15 protein-coding genes are annotated in these 19,521 nt (G+C 42.6%); 11 read left to right on the top strand and 4 right to left on the bottom strand.

Going from position 1 to position 19,521, the window contains the following annotated elements; genetic code table 11:
- Positions 1 to 77: 77 nt before the first annotated feature.
- Both I2I04_RS02665 and I2I04_RS02660 read left to right on the top strand, forming a co-directional pair.
- On the top strand, positions 78 to 1,190 hold the full coding sequence (locus tag I2I04_RS02665; protein ID WP_195654228.1) for an AraC family transcriptional regulator: 1,113 nt from the start codon (positions 78 to 80) through the stop codon (positions 1,188 to 1,190).
- A gap of 167 nt (positions 1,191 to 1,357) precedes the next feature.
- Positions 1,358 to 1,744: a LytTR family DNA-binding domain-containing protein gene (locus I2I04_RS02660; protein ID WP_195654227.1), complete on the top strand. Its 387-nt coding sequence runs from the start codon at positions 1,358 to 1,360 to the stop codon at positions 1,742 to 1,744.
- A 17-nt stretch (positions 1,745 to 1,761) separates the two neighbouring features.
- Here the strand turns inward: I2I04_RS02660 and I2I04_RS02655 are convergent, their stop codons facing one another.
- Complete coding sequence (locus I2I04_RS02655; protein ID WP_143257276.1) at positions 1,762 to 2,163, bottom strand: FKBP-type peptidyl-prolyl cis-trans isomerase; 402 nt, start codon at positions 2,161 to 2,163, stop codon at positions 1,762 to 1,764.
- A 99-nt stretch (positions 2,164 to 2,262) separates the two neighbouring features.
- On the opposite strand from I2I04_RS02655, the gene I2I04_RS02650 reads away from it, so the two are divergent.
- The 7 genes from I2I04_RS02650 to I2I04_RS02620 all read left to right on the top strand — a co-directional run bounded on the left by I2I04_RS02650 (position 2,263) and on the right by I2I04_RS02620 (position 15,157).
- The gene (locus I2I04_RS02650; RefSeq protein WP_195654226.1) at positions 2,263 to 7,893 is read left to right on the top strand and encodes an alpha-2-macroglobulin family protein; all 5,631 of its coding nucleotides are present in this window, start codon (positions 2,263 to 2,265) and stop codon (positions 7,891 to 7,893) included.
- 149 nt (positions 7,894 to 8,042) lie between these two features.
- Positions 8,043 to 10,487: a penicillin-binding protein 1C gene (pbpC, locus tag I2I04_RS02645; protein WP_195654225.1), complete on the top strand. Its 2,445-nt coding sequence runs from the start codon at positions 8,043 to 8,045 to the stop codon at positions 10,485 to 10,487.
- A 26-nt stretch (positions 10,488 to 10,513) separates the two neighbouring features.
- Positions 10,514 to 11,689, top strand: a complete 1,176-nt coding sequence (locus tag I2I04_RS02640) for an MFS transporter (protein ID WP_143257274.1) — start codon at positions 10,514 to 10,516, stop codon at positions 11,687 to 11,689.
- A gap of 45 nt (positions 11,690 to 11,734) precedes the next feature.
- Entirely contained in the window at positions 11,735 to 12,169 is a 435-nt protein-coding gene (locus tag I2I04_RS02635) for a hypothetical protein (RefSeq protein WP_143257273.1), read from the top strand.
- 154 nt (positions 12,170 to 12,323) lie between these two features.
- Positions 12,324 to 13,751 (top strand): Na+/H+ antiporter NhaC, encoded by a 1,428-nt coding sequence (nhaC, locus tag I2I04_RS02630; RefSeq protein ID WP_143257272.1) that lies wholly within the window; start codon positions 12,324 to 12,326, stop codon positions 13,749 to 13,751.
- Between the two features lie 67 nt (positions 13,752 to 13,818).
- Positions 13,819 to 14,409, top strand: coding sequence for a DUF4251 domain-containing protein (locus I2I04_RS02625; RefSeq protein ID WP_099146392.1), 591 nt, complete (start codon positions 13,819 to 13,821; stop codon positions 14,407 to 14,409).
- An 88-nt stretch (positions 14,410 to 14,497) separates the two neighbouring features.
- Positions 14,498 to 15,157, top strand: coding sequence for a response regulator transcription factor (locus I2I04_RS02620; RefSeq protein ID WP_143257271.1), 660 nt, complete (start codon positions 14,498 to 14,500; stop codon positions 15,155 to 15,157).
- Between the two features lie 72 nt (positions 15,158 to 15,229).
- Here the strand turns inward: I2I04_RS02620 and I2I04_RS02615 are convergent, their stop codons facing one another.
- From I2I04_RS02615 to mnmA, 3 genes are all read right to left on the bottom strand, one after another.
- On the bottom strand, positions 15,230 to 15,571 hold the full coding sequence (locus tag I2I04_RS02615) for a type II toxin-antitoxin system RelE/ParE family toxin (RefSeq protein ID WP_008643242.1): 342 nt from the start codon (positions 15,569 to 15,571) through the stop codon (positions 15,230 to 15,232).
- Positions 15,561 to 15,815 (bottom strand): hypothetical protein, encoded by a 255-nt coding sequence (locus tag I2I04_RS02610; protein ID WP_004316007.1) that lies wholly within the window; start codon positions 15,813 to 15,815, stop codon positions 15,561 to 15,563. Before I2I04_RS02610 ends, I2I04_RS02615 begins: the two co-directional genes overlap by 11 nt.
- 88 nt (positions 15,816 to 15,903) lie before the next feature.
- Positions 15,904 to 16,971: a tRNA 2-thiouridine(34) synthase MnmA gene (gene mnmA / locus I2I04_RS02605; RefSeq protein ID WP_195472731.1), complete on the bottom strand. Its 1,068-nt coding sequence runs from the start codon at positions 16,969 to 16,971 to the stop codon at positions 15,904 to 15,906.
- A 178-nt stretch (positions 16,972 to 17,149) separates the two neighbouring features.
- On the opposite strand from mnmA, the gene I2I04_RS02600 reads away from it, so the two are divergent.
- Positions 17,150 to 18,565, top strand: a complete 1,416-nt coding sequence (locus I2I04_RS02600) for a S41 family peptidase (RefSeq protein WP_195654224.1) — start codon at positions 17,150 to 17,152, stop codon at positions 18,563 to 18,565.
- Between the two features lie 6 nt (positions 18,566 to 18,571).
- Positions 18,572 to 19,366, top strand: a complete 795-nt coding sequence (locus I2I04_RS02595; RefSeq protein WP_195654223.1) for a DUF4595 domain-containing protein — start codon at positions 18,572 to 18,574, stop codon at positions 19,364 to 19,366.
- The last annotated feature ends 155 nt before the right edge of the window (positions 19,367 to 19,521 follow it).

Here is a 19,521-nt window from a genome sequence, read left to right as displayed (position 1 = left end):
AATATCTCTATTTTTGGCTACCTTTGCAAAAGAAATACCTATGTATATACTGCAAAGAATAGAAACACGTCAAAAATATGGGAATAATACACTTATCTATTGAACTTACACTCGATCTGATAGCTTTAATCATAGGCATCATTCTTATCATACGCGCCAAAGACAATTATCCGAAATTATATTGGGGAATTATAGCTACCGGTATCGGTATCATGTTTTCATGGGAAAATATCGGATGGCTGACAATTGTCACAGACACTCCGGAATACAACTTCACAGAATTACTCAACATCGAGAAAATGCTCAAGTGGTATGCCTTGGCAAATATCGTAGCCTTATTCCCTATTGCTTCTTTATCACCAGGGTATCTGAACCATTTCAGAGTATTCACTTTCCTATTATTACCTATCGTTACAATAACTGTAGGGATTAGCTATTTAGGTTTTAATGGAAATATTACTCCGATTAATTCCATAAATGAAATCATTCCGAACATCGATCAGATGGACATAAAACTTAGAATATTTATATTCTTTCTATCTGTTTTTACCCCGCTCGCTCTTCTCATTTACCCTATGATGAATAACAAAACCTACCGCAGAATGAATAAAAACATGTATCTATTCATCGGTTTTCTATTCGTATTCTTAGGCATATATATCTTGTTCACTCTAAATATCAATGAATTTATTTTCAACCTGTTCGGTATTATGGCAATCGTTTTTACGGTCCTATTTTCCATACAATACTTACGCTACGAAAACCCGTTTTCGGACCATATAGACATGGTTCATAACGCAGAGAATACGAAAGAACCGATAATGTCACAAGTTGAAAAAAGATCCCATCCTCTCCCACTCTTCTCAACAATTGAAACCTATCTTCAGGAACAACATCCCTATACCGATCAACGGTATAACATCGAACTTTTAGCCAAATCTTTAAATGAACAAGAACATACCATCTCAGCAGCAATCAAGAGTCAGGGTTTTACGGGTTTCCGGGAATATATCAATTATCTTCGGCTGGAATATTTCAGACAGTTAGCCGCCGAAAATCCAAAGAGTAACGTGAAAGAACTGATGTTCGCATGTGGTTTTACTTCCCGCGCCACTTTCTACCGGAACTTTTCAGAGAAGTACGGTATATCACCCAGTAAATTCATTGATAATCAAAGAGTAGAACAATAATACCTCCTTTTAAGAAGCACTATTCTTAATAGTAAAAAGTGTCTCATTTCAAGAATGAGACACTTTTTATTTTTGCAAGTAAAACCAATCCGTTACTTTTGAAGCAAAATAAAACTACGACGTTAGCATCATTAATAAACTAATTATATACATAAGATAAACAGAATATGAATATTGATAATTGCAATCACATCAACGTTGAAAAAGATCAAGAAAAAAACATCTTCTTATATACTACAATAACCGGAAACTTACAACTAATCCATTTAGAACAGATTGGTTATTTCCGATATAACTCCAAAAGCAAACTATGGGAAGCTGTATTAAATAACAATCATATCTTAACACTAAAAAGAAATACAAACTCACAAAAAATATTGAGTCTGCATCCCTATCTGATCCAAATTAGCCAGTCATACATTATAAATATAAGCTATCTGGCTTCGATTGAAGACAACAGTTGCATATTGCTGCCTCCATTTAACGAGATGGAACTTTTACAAGTAAGCAAGTCTTTTATGAAGAAGCTAAAAGAAAAATATCCATGCATCTAATTGTATATAGCTCACCTCTATGCAACTCCAAGCAGTTCCACTTCAAATATCAATGTTGAGTAAGCAGGAATAGAATCAAACGATTTAATACCGTATCCCATTGCATAAGGTATATAGATTACCCATTTATCTCCAACGTGCATTCTCTGAAGTGCTACCTGCCACCCTTCTATTACATCACTAAGACGTAAGGCATCGGGACAAGTACGTTCATAAGAATTATCAAATACCCGGCCATCAATCAGACTTCCTTTATAATGCACGGTAACGATACTCCGTGCGCCCGGAGAAATCGTACCTTCGCCAGTCTCCAAAACTTTGTAATAAATTCCACACGGCAACGCAAAAACGCCTTCCTGAAAAGACAGGTTTTTCAGAAATCGCCGATTGGCCTCTTTGTATTCTTTCTTTTTCCCCATAAATAAATTGATTAAGAACTTGCAAAAATAATCAGAATAACAAAGGATTTAGCATAAAAACTGTATATTTGTTTGTTGAATTATAAAAAACTTTTCGCTATGGGACTAATAAAGACTAAACGTAGCATCAGTGCTACCGGACTATTCTTACTTATCATGATGACTGTGGGCCTATATTCATGCACACATGCTCAAAAAGACATCATTCCTTCCGCCGATTATGCACCGTATGTAAATGCGTATACGGGAGGAGTTATTTCACAGAATTCAACCATACGCATAGAGTTGACCCATGACCAACCCATGGTGGATCTGAACAATGAGTTAAAAAACAATCCGTTCAGTTTTTCTCCTTCATTAAAAGGAAAAGCATACTGGGTTAGCAACAACACCATTGAATTTGTTCCGGAAGAAGGAACATTAAAACCGGGAACGCTCTACGAAGGAACTTTCCGGCTTGGAGACTTCATCGAAGTGGACAAAAAACTAAAAGAGTTCAACTTCTCATTCCGTGTGCAGGAACGTAACTTCACTTTGCAGTTGGAGTCGTTACCAATTACAGCGACCCAACCGGATGAAATAAACATTAAAGGAGAAATACGCTTCAGCGATGTAGTGAAAAAAGAAGAGGTAGAAAAAATGCTGACTGCCAGCGATGGCAAGAAGAGTTATCCGGTCGAGGTTACCGCTACTGACAATCTTACCCGGTATCAGTTTAACATCAGACAAATACCCAGAGAAGCTGATGATTACCCATTGACCATTACCGCCAATGGTAACCCGGCTGGCATCGACCGCAAACAAAGCGAAGAAGTACTGATACCGGCTAAGGATTGCTTCCGTTTTATGTCTGCCGAACGCATTGAACAACCGGAAAACGGAATTGAGATTGTTTTCTCCGCTCCTTTATCCACTACCCAAGATTTAAAAGGACTGATTGAGATTCCGGAAGTCTCTTCATCTATCTTCCAAATCAGTGAGAACAGAGTCTTTATCTATTTCGAAGCAAACACGCAGAACAAACTGACATTGAATATCCATGAAGGAGTCAAAGACAGTCAAGGTAAAGCGCTGGGGACTTCTCATACAATTTCGTTCAGTGAAGTAAGTCTGAAACCACAGGTAGAAATGTCTACCTCCGCCGCTATCCTACCCGATTCAAAAAGTCTGATTATTCCTTTCAGGGCTGTCAATCTATATGCTGTGGATTTGAGTGTGATCCGCATCTTCGAAAATAATGTATTAATGTTTATGCAAACCAATTCACTCGCCTCAGCCAACGAGTTGCGCCGTTCGGGACGACTGGTTTACAAGAAAACATTGTGGCTTGCCAAAGATGCTACCAAAGACATCCATCATTGGGGGGATTACTCAATAGACCTTGCCGGATTGATTCACCAGGAACCGGGTGCCATATACCGTGTCATACTTTCATTCCGTCAGGAATACTCCGCTTATCCTTGTGGAGGAAGCGAGAATCAGGATATGAAATTTGCCGCCAGTAACACATCCGACGGGTTGACCAAAGTAAGCGAAAATGTCTTGTCCGAAGAAGATGAAGCCATTTGGAATACGCCCGAAGCTTACTATTATTACAACGGAGGAACAATGGACTGGAGCGTGTATCGATGGACGGAACGCGACAATCCTTGTCATCCATCTTATTATATGAATTCAGACCGAATTGCTGCATGTAATGTATTTGCTTCCAATCTGGGAATGATTGTAAAACGAAACTCACTGAACAAACTATGGATTGCCGTAAGCAATATTTTGGACACCAAACCAATAGGGAAAGCACTAGTAACAGCATATAACTTCCAGTTACAGCCCATAGGAAAGGGAGAAACTAATGGAGATGGATTCGTTGAAATCACTCCGAAGGGCGTGCCTTTCATTATCGTGGCGGAATCGGAAAAGCAAAAGGCGTATGTCCGTGTCGTAGACGGTGAAGAACAGTCTGTCAGTAGATTCGACGTGGGAGGAAAAGATATTCAAAAGGGATTGAAAGGATTCATATATGGCGAAAGAGGAGTATGGCGACCGGGAGACACGCTGCACATCTCCTTTATATTGGAGGACCGCGAAAAAAGAATCCCCGACAAGCATCCCGTAGCACTGGAAATATACAATCCGAGAGGACAGTTCTACACCAAAATGATTTCAACGCAAGGAATGAACGGATTTTATACATTCGACGTTCCGACACAGGCAACAGATCCGACCGGACTCTGGAATGCATATATTAAGGTAGGTGGAACCACCTTCCACAAAGGGTTGCGCATCGAAACCATAAAGCCCAACCGCTTGAAAATAAACCTGATATTGCCGAAGGTTCTTCAAGCTACGGACAAAGATGTCTACGCCCCACTCACTTCAACCTGGTTGACAGGAGCCACTGCCTCCAGATTGAAAGCTAAAATAGAAATGTCTTTATCTAAAGTGAATACACAGTTTAAGAATTACGGACAATATATCTTCAATAATCCGGCTACGGATTTCACGACTATCAAAACAGATGTATTTGACGGTACACTGGATGCGGAAGGAAAAGCCAGCATCACACTGAAAGTTCCGACCGCAACCGAAGCACCGGGTATGTTGAATGCAACATTCACTACCCGTGTATTCGAACCGGGAGGAGATGCCAGCATCTACACTCAAACAATCCCGTTCTCGCCATTCACATCTTACGTCGGTATCAACCTGAACCAGCCGAAAGGCAAATATATTGAAACGGACAAAGACCACGTATTTGACATCGTGACTGTAAACACGCAGGGACAGTTAGTGAACCGTACTAATCTGGAATACAAGATATACCGCATCGGCTGGAGCTGGTGGTGGGAGAACAGTGGTGAATCTTTTGGTACATACATCAACAACAGTTCCATCACACCTGTTGCCAGCGGCAACTTACAAACAAGAGGCGGAAAAACATCCTTCAAGTTCCGCGTCGATTATCCGTCGTGGGGACGATATTTGGTTTATGTGAAAGACAAAGAGAGCGGACATGCTACCGGAGGAACTGTTTATGTAGACTGGCCGGAATGGCGCGGACGTTCGAGCAAAACAGATCCCAGCGGCATCAAGATGCTTGCTTTCTCTCTGAACAAAGATTCTTATGAAATTGGAGAGACAGCCACAGCCATTATTCCTGCGGCAGCGGGAGGACGTGCACTGGTATCCATCGAAAACGGTTCGACTGTACTACATCAAGAATGGATAGAAGTCTCCAACGGAGGAGATACGAAGTATACATTCAAGATTACACCGGAGATGACTCCGAACGTATATTTGCATATCAGTCTGTTACAACCTCATGCGCAAACAGTCAACGACCTGCCTATCCGTATGTACGGTGTTGTTCCGGTATTTGTCACTAACAGTAAGACAGTGCTGCAACCGCAGATACAGATGCCGGAAGTGTTACGCCCGGAAACCAACTTCAACGTGACTGTCAGCGAAAAAAACGGAAAACCGATGACTTATACATTGGCTATCGTAGACGACGGTTTATTGGATCTTACCAACTTCAAGACACCGGACCCATGGAATGATTTCTATTCACGCGAAGCGCTTGGCATCCGGACATGGGATATGTATGATAATGTATTGGGAGCTTCTTCCGGAAGCTACAGTTCGCTTTTCAGCACAGGGGGAGACGCTACGTTGAAACCTGCCGATGCTAAAGCAAACCGTTTTAAACCGGTAGTCAAGTTTATAGGCCCTTTCTATCTGGGAAAAGGAAAGAACCAGACGCATACATTGAAACTTCCGATGTATGTAGGTTCGGTACGTGCCATGGTGGTTGCCGGACAGGATGGTGCTTATGGTAATGCGGAAAAGACTGCCTTCGTACGAACTCCATTGATGATGTTGTCTACTTTGCCCCGTGTGCTTAGTATCCAGGAAGAAATTACCGTTCCGGTCAATATCTTCGCGATGGAGAATCAAGTGAAGAATGTAACCGTATCCCTTCAGGCATCCGGTGGAGGAGTACAGATTGTAGGAGCTAACCAACAATCGCTCAAATTCACCCAACCGGGAGACCAGCTTGTCTTCTTTACCTTAAAAACAGGCAGCAAAACCGGAAAGGCTACGATCCACCTGACAGCAAATGGTGGCGGACAACAAACCAAAGAAACCATTGAAATAGACGTACGCAATCCGAATCCGGTAGTAACCCTGCGCAACAGTCAATGGATAGAAGCCGGGCAAAGCAAAGAATTGTCATACAACCTAAGTAGTTCTTCTGCAAACAATCAGATCAAGCTGGAAGTATCCCGCATACCTTCGGTAGATATCAGCCGTCGGTTCGACTTCTTATACAATTATCAGCATCATTGCACGGAACAGTTGACTTCCAAGGCCCTGCCTCTTCTGTTTGTCGCTCAATTCAAAACGATAGATAAGACGGAAGCCGAAAAGATAAAGACGAATGTACAGGAAGCCATCCGGCAGATTTATGGTCGTCAGCTCCCCAACGGTGGATTTGTATATTGGCCGGGCAATGCTGTTGCTGACGAATGGATCAGTTCTTATGCAGGAATGTTCCTGACGCTGGCACAAGAAAAAGGATATGCCGTTCATGCGAACGTACTGAACAAGTGGAAGCGCTTCCAACGTGCTGCCGCACAAAACTGGCGTATGCCGCAGGAGGCAAGTGGCTGGCAGCAATGGCAGTCGGAATTGCAACAGGCCTTCCGTTTATATACCCTTGCATTGGCAGGAGTACCGGAATATGGAGCTATGAACCGAATGAAAGAACAGACCGGATTATCTATTCAAGCCAAATGGAGACTGGCAGCCGCCTATGCACTGACCGGAAAGATGAAACCGGCTGAAGAACTTGTGTATAATGTAGAAACAACGGTGAACCCTTACTCTTCCATGAATCAGATTTATGGATCTTCCGACCGTGATGAAGCAATGATTTTGGAAACACTCATCCTGATGAACCGGGAACGGGATGCTTTACGACAAGCGAAAGTCGTTTCTAAAAATCTGTCACAAGAGGATTGGTTCAGTACACAATCTACCGCTTTTGCTCTGATGGCAATGGGACGTCTGGCAGAAAAGTTATCAGGCACACTGGATTTTGTGTGGTCATGGAATGACAAACAGCAACCGGCTGTAAAATCAGCCAAAGCTGTATTTGAAAAAGAGATCGCTACCACTCCAAAATCCGGCACTGTTTCTGTGAAGAATCAAGGAAAGGGAGCGCTTAGCGTAGACCTTATCACACGTACGCAGTTACTAAACGATACGTTACCGGCTATCAGCGATAACCTCCGCATGGATATAAGATATGCCAACCTGAACGGTACGCCGCTCTCTGTCAATGACATCATACAGGGAACTGATTTTATGGCTATCACCTCGATATCCAATATCAGCGGTACTTCCGATTACACTAATCTGGCACTGACGCATATCATACCGTCCGGTTGGGAAATATACAATGAAAGAATGGTTGCTCCCGAAACGGAAAACGTAGCACCCGATGGATCTGGTAAATCAGTCAGCAAGTACAGCTATCAGGATATACGCGATGACAGGGTGTTGACCTATTTCAATCTGCGCCGTGGTGAAACGAAGGTATTCACTGTTAGGTTACAAGCCACCTATGCAGGTAACTTTATTCTCCCTGCCGTTCAATGTGAAGCGATGTATGATGTAAACGTACAGGCACGAAGCAAAGCAGGAAGAACCACTGTCAGTCGATAATTTTAGGCACGGATTACACGGATTTCACGGTTCTACTCGTTCACTTAAACCGCGTAATTCGTGTAAGCCGTGCCAAATTATTTCGCACCTTATTATTTCGTACTTAATCATTTGTCACAAAGATATGTCTCTTAGCTTTTAATATTTAAATGAATCCTATAAAATTCTTCAAACGATTATCTGTCACTAAGAAAGTAATGACAATAAGCATTGCTCTTTTGATGATAGGGTATATCTTTTGCCTTCCCCAACAACTGTTTCATGTACCCTACTCCACCGTTGTGACTGATCGAAATGAAGAATTATTGGGAGCACGCATCGCCTCGGACGGTCAATGGCGGTTTCCTCCCCGAAAGACAACACCCGAAAAAATCAAGCAATGCCTCATTACCTTTGAAGACAAACATTTTTATCACCACTGGGGAGTTAATCCGTTAGCTACCGGAAGGGCGCTCTACCAAAATTTAAAGAACAAACGTGTCGTAAGCGGAGGCAGCACCCTTACCATGCAAACCATCCGTCTCGCCCGGAACAAACCCAGAACACTCGGAGAGAAAGTCGTTGAAATGATATGGGCTACCCGTCTGGAATTTCGGGCTTCCAAAGAAGAAATCTTATCCATGTATGTCTCTCATGCACCATTCGGAGGAAATGTTGTAGGATTGGATGCTGCTGCCTGGCGTTACTTCGGTCATGCTGCCGAAGATTTATCATGGGCGGAATCGGCTATGCTGGCTATCCTGCCCAATGCCCCTGCCATGATTCATCTATCCAAAGGACGGAAGACACTGCTTTCCAAACGCGACCGTTTATTAAAGCAACTTCTTGAAGAAGAGATTATCAATGCGTCTACCTACGAATTAGCTGTCAGCGAACCGTTACCCGACGAGCCACACCCGCTTCCTCAAATAGCTCCCCACCTAGTCAGTCGTTTCTATCAGGAAAGAAACGGGCTATATACCCGTTCAACTATTGACAGAGGGATACAAACCTACATAGAAAGTTTGGCAGAACGGTGGAGCAATGAGTTTAATCGAAGTGATATCCGCAACCTGGCAATTTTAGTTATCGACATTCCCACCAATCAAGTAGTAGCATACTGCGGAAATGTACATTTCGACCATAAACAAGGAGGAAGCCAAGTAGATATAATCCAAGCTCCCAGAAGTACAGGCAGTATTTTAAAGCCCTTTCTCTACAATGCCATGTTACAGGAAGGAAGTTTATTGCCGAAAATGCTGTTGCCGGATGTACCGGTTAATATCAACGGCTTTACTCCTCAAAACTTCAGTATGCAGTTTGAAGGAGCCGTCCCCGCTTCCGAAGCCCTTGCACGTTCATTGAATATTCCGGCTGTAACCATGTTACAAAGATATGGAGTACCCAAGTTTCACCATTTGTTGCAACAGATGGGATTCAAGACTATCAATCGGGCAGCATCCCATTATGGTTTGTCACTGATTTTAGGAGGTGCAGAAACAACATTATGGGATGTAACGAATGCCTATGCGCAAATGGGACGGAGCCTTTCCAACAACAGTGTTTCTCCGAATGTCTCTCAAAGAAAGGGGGCACAGATACTGCTGGAAACAGAAGGCATAGAGCAAACAAGTAGCAATACAGAGCAAATAAATCGTAATCATAAAAACAATCATAACGAACAGGAAAAACGAGAACAAAGTAACTCCAGTCCTCTCTCTATAGAAGAGGGTTCGGAAGAAACTGGTTCGGCTAAAGCAGGAGCAGCCTGGCTCACCCTCTCCGCCTTAACAGAAGTCAACCGCCCCGAAGAGATTGACTGGAAATCAATTCCATCCATGCAGACCATCGCATGGAAAACCGGAACCAGCTACGGATTCCGTGATGCATGGGCAGTGGGTGTGACTCCGCGTTATGCAGTAGGCGTATGGGTAGGCAATGCAACCGGAGAAGGAAAGCCCGGATTGGTCGGTGCACAAACAGCCGGCCCCGTATTATTCGACATATTCAGCTATCTCCCTTCTTCACCATGGTTCGAGCGTCCCACAGGCGTTTTCGTTGATGCAGAAATATGCCGCCAGTCCGGTCATCTGAAAGGACGTTTCTGTGAAGAAACTGATACCGTATTAATTCTTCCCGCCGGATTAAGGACGGAGGCTTGTCCTTACCACCATCTCGTCACACTATCCGCTGACGAAAACCACCGCATCTATGAAAACTGTGCAAATACGGAGCCTACCATTCAGAAATCATGGTTTGCCCTGCCACCCGTATGGGAGTGGTACTATAAGCAACACCATCCGGAATATAAACCACTGCCACCTTTCAAAGCCGGTTGTGGAGAAGATGCTTTCCAATCCATGCAGTTCATCTACCCTCCGATGAACGCTCGTATCAAGTTGCCCAAACAATTGGACGGCAGTAAAGGGTTTATCACAGTCGAACTAGCACATAGCAATCCCAATGCGATTATTTTCTGGCATCTTGACGACACTTATCAGACACAAACACAGGATTTCCACAAAATTTCCCTGCAACCCGCTCCCGGCAAACATTCCCTGACGGCAGTAGATGGAGAGGGTAACACAGTTTCCACTACTTTCTTCATCGAATAAACATCTTATTTTATTATCTTTGCCGCATGAAACAGCCATTAAAAGAAAACGGAGGACTACCGGCATCCATCCTCTGGACACTTGCTATTGTGGCAGGTGTCTCGGTAGCCAACATCTATTATATCCAACCACTGCTAAATATGATACGCCATGAACTTGGCATATCAGAGTTCAGAACTAACCTGATTGCCATGGTCACACAAATAGGCTATGCGGCAGGACTGTTGTTCATCACCCCTTTAGGCGACTTATATCAACGAAAGAAAATCATCCTTGTCAATTTCATCGTCCTGATATTCTCCCTGTTGACGATTGCCCTGACACGCAGTTTCCATCTGATACTCATCGCTTCATTCCTCACAGGAGTCTGTTCCATGATTCCACAGATATTCATTCCCATAGCCGCCCAGTTTTCCCGTCCGGAACACAAAGGCAGAAACGTAGGAATTGTCTTATCAGGACTATTGACCGGTATTCTGGCTTCACGTGTCGTCAGCGGATTTATCGGTGAACTGATTGGCTGGCGGGAAATGTATCACATCGCTGCAGGCATGATGTTTATCTGCGCGATTGTTGTATTAAAAGTCCTTCCTGATATTCAAACCAACTTCCAGGGAAAATATAGCGACCTGATGAAATCTCTGTTAGCCTTAGTGAAAGAATATCCGCAACTACGCATTTATTCGATTCGGGCGGCACTGAATTTCGGTTCTCTCCTCGCCATGTGGTCCTGTCTGGCTTTTAAAATGGGACAAGCTCCATTCTTCGCCAACAGCGACGTAATCGGTATGCTGGGACTCTGCGGAGTGGCAGGAGCACTGACTGCTTCTTTTGTAGGAAGATACGTAAAACGAGTAGGCGTACGCCGCTTCAACTTTATCGGCTGCGGCTTGATTCTCTTTGCATGGTTGTTGTTCTTCGTCGGCGAAAACACCTTTGTCGGCATCATCGCCGGAATCATCATCATCGACATAGGAATGCAATGTATTCAGCTAAGTAACCAGACAAGTATCTTCGAACTGAATCCGCGTGCTTCGAACCGCATTAATACAGTTTTCATGACTACTTACTTTATCGGTGGTTCTATGGGAACATTTCTGGCAGGCAGCTTCTGGCAACTATATGGCTGGCACGGAGTTATCAGTATCGGAGTCGTTTTAACCGGGATTTCTTTATTAATTACGATTTTCTACAAGAAATGAGTCAACAAAACAAACGGTCAAACCGTTTATTACAAAAAAACGCCAATGAAATACGGAGTTAACAGACAAATCTTACTTATCACAGCCGGCACTGTCTGGATTATAGCCGGTGCCAATATTCTGCGAATAGGGATTGTGACTTGGTTAAACACTTCCCAAGATTGGATGTTCAAAATAGGAGAAGCTACCGTGGTTTTCTTATTATTCTTCGTATTGGTTTTCAGAAGACTCTACTACAAACATACCCAGCGAATCGAGCAAAAGAAAGAACACCGGAATTGCCCGTTCTCCTTTTTCGATGTGAAAAGCTGGATTACAATGATATTCATGATTTCCCTGGGAATCACCATTCGTAGCTTCCACCTCCTGCCCGAAACATTCATTTCAGTTTTCTATACCGGATTATCCATCGCCCTCATCCTAACCGGGGTGCTTTTCATCCGTTACTGGTGGATCAGACGCAAGACTTTTGCCAGTTGAGTCGTCTCCTACATATTCCAATCAAATATAAACATCTAATAATTTTTATTACCTGATGTTTTGAAGCAAAAGATTTCATTGTTTTTTGTTGTATCTTTGTGCGGCTATCAACAAACAGTAGCCGGAAAATAAATAAAAGGTTATAAGAATCAAGATGAAGAAAGCTCCCTCTCCCCTCGTATCGTTGATACCGATCATTGTACTAGTGTTATTATTGTTTGCCACTATCCGCACCTTTGGCAGTGATGCCCTAAGCGGCGGAAGTCAAGTGTCACTGCTTACCACTACAGCTATTTGTATCCTGATCGGTATGGTGTTTTATAAGATTCCCTGGAAAGATTACGAGCTCGCCATCACTAACAATATTGCCGGAGTGGCAACAGCCATCATTATTCTGTTGATAATCGGTGCGTTGAGTGGCATCTGGATGATTAGCGGAGTAGTTCCGACTTTAATCTATTATGGGATGCAAATCATCCACCCCAGTTTCTTCCTGGCGTCAACTTGCATCATCTGCGCATTGGTTTCTGTAATGACCGGAAGTTCGTGGACTACCATTGCCACTATCGGTATCGCATTGATGGGTATCGGAAAGGCCCAAGGCTTTGAAGATGGATGGATTGCCGGAGCTATCATTTCGGGGGCATACTTCGGAGATAAAATATCTCCTTTATCCGAAACCACTATCTTGGCATCTTCCATCACAGACACTCCCCTGTTCCGTCACATTCGTTATATGATGATTACTACGGTACCGTCTCTTATCATCACGTTGATTATTTTCACAGTGGCAGGACTCTCCCATGATGCCAGCAATACACAACATATTGCGGAGGTGGCAACCGCTTTGAATGAAAAGTTTCATATCACCCCGTGGTTGTTGATAGTTCCTGTTGTAACCGGAATACTGATAGCACGGAAAGTGCCCTCTATCGTAACGCTGTTCCTGTCTACCCTGCTGGCTGGTGTCTTTGCTTTGATATTTCAACCGGAGTTGTTGCAGGAAATTTCCGGAGTTGCCGTTTCCGGATTCGATTCTTTGTTCAAAGGACTGATGATGACTGTTTATGGAGCGACAAATTTACATACAGACAATGCCGTTCTGACAGATTTAATCGCCACACGTGGTATGGCGGGAATGATGAATACGATTTGGCTGATTCTATGCGCTATGTGTTTTGGCGGAGCAATGACAGCAAGCGGTATGCTGGGAAGTATCACTTCCATCTTCGTCCGCTTCATGAAGAAAACAGTCAGCGTGGTTGGCGCGACAGTCTGCTCCGGCCTGTTTCTTAATCTGACAACTGCCGACCAGTATATCAGTATCATTCTGACGGGAAATATGTTTCGCGATATTTACACCAAGAAAGGGTATGAAAGTTGCTTACTAAGCCGTACGACGGAAGATTCAGTAACCGTTACATCTGTATTGATTCCGTGGAATAGTTGCGGAATGACACAAGCTACCATCTTGAGTGTACCCACACTTGTGTATCTTCCTTATTGTTTTTTCAACATTATCAGTCCCTTAATGAGTATCACTGTGGCAGCCATCGGATATAAAATTGCAAGACGTTCGTGAACAATCTGGCATACACTTTGTTTTTGCAATAAACGAACAACGTATTAAACCTAAACAAAAAAAAGTTATGAAAAAGTTTATTGCATTAGTAGCATTAGTATTAATGAGTGCAAGCACAATGATGTACGCACAGGAAAGTAACGCAGCAGCACGCCGCGCAGAAAGAAAAGCCGAAAGAGATGCAGAAAGAGCGAAACTCCGTGCCGAAGAAGAGGTGCAGGACATGGTAGCCTACCAACAAGCTGTACAGGCTTTGAAGAACAAGCAATTTGTATTGGAAGCTAATCAGGTGGTCTTCCGCAACGGTATGAGTGCTTTTGTTACTTCAAACACCAACTTCGTCTTGATGAATGGAAACAGAGCCACCGTACAGACTGCTTTCAACACTCCTTACCCAGGTCCTAACGGAATCGGTGGTGTTACAGTAGATGGTAATTCTTCGGATATGAAGATGAATATCGACAAAAAAGGAAATGTGAACTGTTCATTCAGCGTTCAGGGTATCGGCATCTCCGCTCAAATATTCATCAATATGAGTAGCGGAAACAATACAGCTTCGGTTAGCATCAGCCCGAACTTCAGCAACAACAACCTGACATTGAACGGAAATATCGTTCCGCTTGACCAGTCAAATATCTTCAAAGGACGTTCCTGGTAATCCGGATACAAGAATCTTATCATAACTCCGCTACAAATCGTGCAAAATGCGTACATTTGTAGCGGAGTTTTTTTATTCATCATTGCTTATGAGAGAATTTATCATCGCAGACAATCAGGATATCAGTAAGGCGGGAATGATGTTCCTGCTAAGTAAACAAAAGGAAGTGTCCCTCCTTTTAGAAGCTGATAGCAAGGCTGAACTGATTCAGCAGCTACGATTGTATCCGCAAGCGGTGATTGTATTGGATTATACATTGTTCAATTTCGCCGGGGCGGATGAATTGATTGTCTTGCAGGAAAGATTCAAGGAAGCCGACTGGATTCTATTCTCTGACGAACTTAGCCTGAACTTTCTCCGCCAGGTACTGTTCAGCAGTATGGCTTTCGGGGTAGTGATGAAAGATAACTCAAAAGAAGAAATCATGACCGCTATTCAATGTGCCACCCGCAAACAACGGTATATTTGCAATCATGTCAGCAATCTGTTGCTTTCGGGCGCTTCTTCTCCGCTGGCTGCCTCAAGCGTAGACGATCATCTATTGACACAAACGGAGAAGAATATCCTAAAAGAAATTGCATTGGGGAAAACGACGAAAGAGATTGCAGCAGAGAAAAATCTTAGTTTCCATACGATAAACAGTCATCGTAAGAATATCTTTCGCAAATTGGGAGTAAATAATGTACATGAAGCTACTAAATATGCGATGAGGGCTGGGATTGTGGATTTAGCGGAATATTACATCTGAGATGCCGCCTTATAAGAATTACCCCCTACACATCCTATTAGCACAAACTAGTGAACAGTGCCTTTCTCTATTCTATTTCAATCCATTCTGTTTCAGAAGTTGTTCTATTTCCTTTTCTGATATAGACGCTCTATCTGCTTTATCATAAATATAGAGAAGATTCAAAACTGCATCTTGTTGAGAAACGACTAAAGTAAATGTTATAACCCTTGCTCCTCCACTTTTACCTTTTCCTTTTGAAGTTATTTTCATACGAACTTTGCGCAGTCCATGTCCCAAGTCCGTTCCTAGCAGAGGATTCTGTTCTAAATCATCAATCAATGAAACAAAATCCTCCTTAAAAGAGGAATAGTGTTTCGCCAGCCTTTTAGCCTCCCGCTGAAATGTCGGCTTAACTATAATTTCATAATTCATTAATGAACTCTCTTGCGGTCTTTACCTCCAACTTACCTTCCATTGAAAGTTTTACCTCTTTCAGTCCGGCGTCAATCCCTGCTAGAACTTCTTCTTTCGTGATTTCTTCCTCTTCTTTTTCAGCTTCCATTTTTTTCAGTCGTTTCAAATAGTTCTTCACTCGATTGAGCATCTCTTTGTCATTCAAACTCAGGAGTTCCTCCACCAAATCCATCTTCAGACTTTTCAATTCCATCGTTGTCATAAGCAATCCTCCTTTATTTATATTCTACGAAACAAAAGTAGTGAAAAATCTCCTGATAATCCAATCTTCACCAATCAAAATAAACTATTTAACAGATGATTTCACCGCTCCCCACACAAACTGTTGCTTCTTCATCATAAATCACTCCAAACTGTCCCGGAGCAATGCCTTGCAACTTTTCGGACGACAAAATGTGAAACTGCTTCTCCCCTTCCTGTATCAGTTTTCCTTTTGTAAATTCGGGAGTGTGACGAATCTTAAAAGTAATGTCTATCTCCTTCTTCTGACCTTTCCAGGGATTATCAGTAATGAAATGGAAATCATGCATCCGGAATTCATTACCGTATTGTGTCTCTACACCATAGCCACGGGATACGTAGATGGTATTTTCCAAAATATCCTTCTTGACAACAAACCAGGGACCACCACTCAATCCGAGCCCTTTCCGCTGACCGATTGTGTGAAACCAATAGCCACGATGTGTGCCCACTTTCTTTCCAGTTTCCAGTTCAACAATCGCCCCTTCCTTTTCTCCCAAAAAACGACGGACGAAATCATTGTAGTTTATCTTTCCAAGAAAACAAATCCCCTGACTGTCTTTCCTTTTGGCACTAGGCAATCCGGCACGGTTTGCAATCTCACGTACCTCCTGCTTCATCAACCCTCCAATGGGAAACATGAGTTTGGAAACTTGCAGGTAATCAATCTGGGCGAGAAAGTCTGTCTGATCTTTCACGGGATCTTTTGCCGTGCCCAGCCAAGTTTTACCATCACATTGCAAGGTGGTGGCATAGTGACCGGTTGCCGTAAAGTCGAAATCTTTCCCGACACGCTGTTCAAAGCAGCCGAATTTGATAAGCTTATTACACATCACGTCCGGATTCGGTGTCAATCCCTGCCGGACTTTATCAATGGCATACGCCGCTACGTTTTCCCAATACTCCTGATGCAGGTCCACCACTTCCAAAGACAGACCGTATTTACGTGCCGTAGCAGTAGATAATTCAATATCCTCCTCTGCCGAACAGTCCATATATTCCGCTCCGTCCCTACCTATCTTAATATAAAAAAGAGTAGGCTTATATCCTTGCTCACAAAGGAGATGTACGACAACCGAACTGTCGACACCTCCTGATAATAATGCAGCTATCTCCATGAATGAAATCGTCTATTAATAACTTTCTATATTTAAGCTAATACCTGTCGAAAACTTTGATGTCACAAAGATAAGGCAAGATTCTCTAACAGCCAATCACACATTGAAGGCATTTTTATACCATAAATGTGGTAGATAAGCAAAGTATTTCCTACATTTGCACAGTAAAAAGCTTTTTATGATGACGAAATTAAGAAAGATAATCCTCATACCTGCCCTGATCCTCGTTTCTATCAGTGGTTTCTTCTCCTGTGGCGTTGACCGCTGGCCGGAGTATGCCCATCAAACTGCACTGGATACATGGATGTACGACATTATGCAACAGAATTATCTGTGGTATCAAGATCTACCTTCTTACGATGATGTGAATCTGTTTCTGGAACCTGCCTCGTTCTTATCTAAAGTGAAATCAAAAAAAGACAGTTACTCGTTTGTAGACTCTGTGATGGAGACTCCGCTGCCTACTTATGGATTTGATTATTCACTGGTTCGCAACCCGGACATCGATACTGCCTACAACGCATTGATTACTTATGTAATTCCTGGTTCGCCAGCTGCTGCCGTACTAAAACGAGGCGACTGGATTGTAAAAGTAGATACATCGTATATCAGCAAAAAATATGAGGCTCAACTACTGCAAGGCACAGGACCTTTGGAAATAACTTTGGGAAAATATCAAAAAGTACCACCTACAGAGCCGCCAGTAGAAGGCGAGGAAGAAGAAGATATTTACCGAGTTGTACCGGTAGGCGACCCTGTAGAAATGGGAGCAGCCGTATCATTGGTAGACAACCCTATTCACTGCAAGAAAATATTAACGTTGACTGATGGAAGTGAAGTCGGTTACCTAATGTACAACAGCTTTACAGCCGGTACTAAAGACAATCCGGAAAAATACAACACCGAATTACGTGAATGGTCGGATGAACTTGCCCAAAAGAATATCCATCAAGTGATACTCGACCTACGATATAACAAAGGAGGAAGCATTGATTGTACACAACTATTAAGTACTATTCTTGTGTCTTCTTTTTACCTTGACCAAACAATGGCATTCTTGGAATATAATGATAAGAATACGGCAAAAGATGCAACTCTGATCTTTAATTCTGATTTATTAGGTACCTCCGGTGGCAAGAACCTGAATTTAACGACTCTTATCGTTTTGATCAGTGGAGAAACGGCAGGAGCTCCGGAAATGTTGATGCATAGCTTGAACGGAAAAATCCAACAGTTAATAGCTATCGGCAGTTCAACCAAAGGACAAAATGTAGCTACGGAACAATTTATCAATGAAGATTTTTTGTGGTCTATCAATCCGGCTGTATGCACTATCTATAATTCAGAACATGACACTTATGGTGGATTCAAACCGACATACGCAGTCAATGCTTCAACCGATTACTTAACTTTCCTACCTTTCGGCGATGAAAAAGAGACTTTGTTGAGTGTAGCTCTCGGGGTATTGAACAAAACTTATCCACCAAAGGACGAGGAAACCGAAGAGACGACAAAAGCACAATTCAAAATAGAGAAAAGCGTAATAAGTCCGGCCAGCAGGCGTTTTAGTAGTAACGGATTACGATTAAAATAAGAAAGGATGAAAAAAATAGCTATTTTATTGCTGGCAATACTGACATTCAGTTGTTCGGATGATGACGAAAAGGGCACAGTAGAGGATAAAGGGCAATGGGCTATGATTTTCAATGAAACCGTCAAGAACGATTCGAACCCTGTAGATAGAATAGAGGAGTTTATGTTCGATGGCGAGCGTCTGATTCAACATATTATAAAACAACGTTATTTCGGAGAAGAAATCAGTAACGAAGTAAACTTGAGCTACTCTGATAATCAGGTAACAGTTACCACTGACTATCTCACTTTAGTATATACATTAAATAGCGAAGGCTATGCCAGTCAATGTGTATACAGGTTGTCTTCACAAAATCGTATTTATCAATTTTCTTACTCTGCAGAAGGATACTTAACCGGAATTGTCGAGAATATTGGCGATGCAGAATATTCATCAACATCACTTACATACGAAAACGGAGATATAACTTCTATCAGTTCCAAGATGAACGGCCTTGAAAACAAGTTCATTTATGAACCGGGAGAAGAAAGTTCGACATACCATTTGCCCTGCCTCGGTTTATTAGAAATACACCCTCTGACATTCCATATTGAAGCTCTTTACGCAGGATTATTGGGTAAAGACCCGCGCCATTTCACCATACGCAGTTATCCTGCAGGAAGTAACGATGAAAAGACAGGCTATTCGTATGAGTTTGATAAAAAAGGAAATCCATCCAAGATGATTTGTCAGACGACCTATGCCGGAGGACAGGCCAGCTATTATCCATACACACGCAACATTTCGGTTTCTTTCGAATAATCTTTCATTCCGAACATCGAATTCTCTTTTAAAGCAGCATAATCACTCTATTTCTGTCAAGAGCAGAATTATAGATTCTTAACCTACAAAGGCGCTTTTCATGCCTCAACTTTGTTTATTCCGAAAAAGGCTCTGATTTTACCTAACAAAGGCTC

The organism is Bacteroides sp. 1001136B_160425_E2 (assembly GCF_015559655.1).
In the GTDB taxonomy this organism is placed as follows: Bacteria; Bacteroidota; Bacteroidia; order Bacteroidales; family Bacteroidaceae; genus Bacteroides; species Bacteroides luhongzhouii.
The sequence above is the reverse complement of the archived record's forward strand: the minus strand, read 5'-3'. Positions and strand labels throughout refer to the sequence as shown.

Bases quoted from the DNA above. Each gene is read 5' to 3' on its own strand.
- I2I04_RS02660 (WP_195654227.1), top strand. From the start codon at position 1,358: ATGAATATTGATAATTGCAATCACATCAACGTTGAAAAAGATCAAGAA.
- I2I04_RS02610 (WP_004316007.1), bottom strand. From the start codon at position 15,815: ATGACAACGATGGAATTGAAAAGTCTGAAGATGGATTTGGTGGAGGAA.
- I2I04_RS02615 (WP_008643242.1), bottom strand. From the start codon at position 15,571: ATGAATTATGAAATTATAGTTAAGCCGACATTTCAGCGGGAGGCTAAA.
- I2I04_RS02650 (WP_195654226.1), top strand. From the start codon at position 2,263: ATGGGACTAATAAAGACTAAACGTAGCATCAGTGCTACCGGACTATTC.
- nhaC (WP_143257272.1), top strand. From the start codon at position 12,324: ATGAAGAAAGCTCCCTCTCCCCTCGTATCGTTGATACCGATCATTGTA.
- I2I04_RS02640 (WP_143257274.1), top strand. From the start codon at position 10,514: ATGAAACAGCCATTAAAAGAAAACGGAGGACTACCGGCATCCATCCTC.
- mnmA (WP_195472731.1), bottom strand. From the start codon at position 16,971: ATGGAGATAGCTGCATTATTATCAGGAGGTGTCGACAGTTCGGTTGTC.
- I2I04_RS02665 (WP_195654228.1), top strand. From the start codon at position 78: ATGGGAATAATACACTTATCTATTGAACTTACACTCGATCTGATAGCT.
- I2I04_RS02600 (WP_195654224.1), top strand. From the start codon at position 17,150: ATGATGACGAAATTAAGAAAGATAATCCTCATACCTGCCCTGATCCTC.
- I2I04_RS02635 (WP_143257273.1), top strand. From the start codon at position 11,735: ATGAAATACGGAGTTAACAGACAAATCTTACTTATCACAGCCGGCACT.
- I2I04_RS02595 (WP_195654223.1), top strand. From the start codon at position 18,572: ATGAAAAAAATAGCTATTTTATTGCTGGCAATACTGACATTCAGTTGT.
- I2I04_RS02655 (WP_143257276.1), bottom strand. From the start codon at position 2,163: ATGGGGAAAAAGAAAGAATACAAAGAGGCCAATCGGCGATTTCTGAAA.
- I2I04_RS02625 (WP_099146392.1), top strand. From the start codon at position 13,819: ATGAAAAAGTTTATTGCATTAGTAGCATTAGTATTAATGAGTGCAAGC.
- pbpC (WP_195654225.1), top strand. From the start codon at position 8,043: ATGAATCCTATAAAATTCTTCAAACGATTATCTGTCACTAAGAAAGTA.
- I2I04_RS02620 (WP_143257271.1), top strand. From the start codon at position 14,498: ATGAGAGAATTTATCATCGCAGACAATCAGGATATCAGTAAGGCGGGA.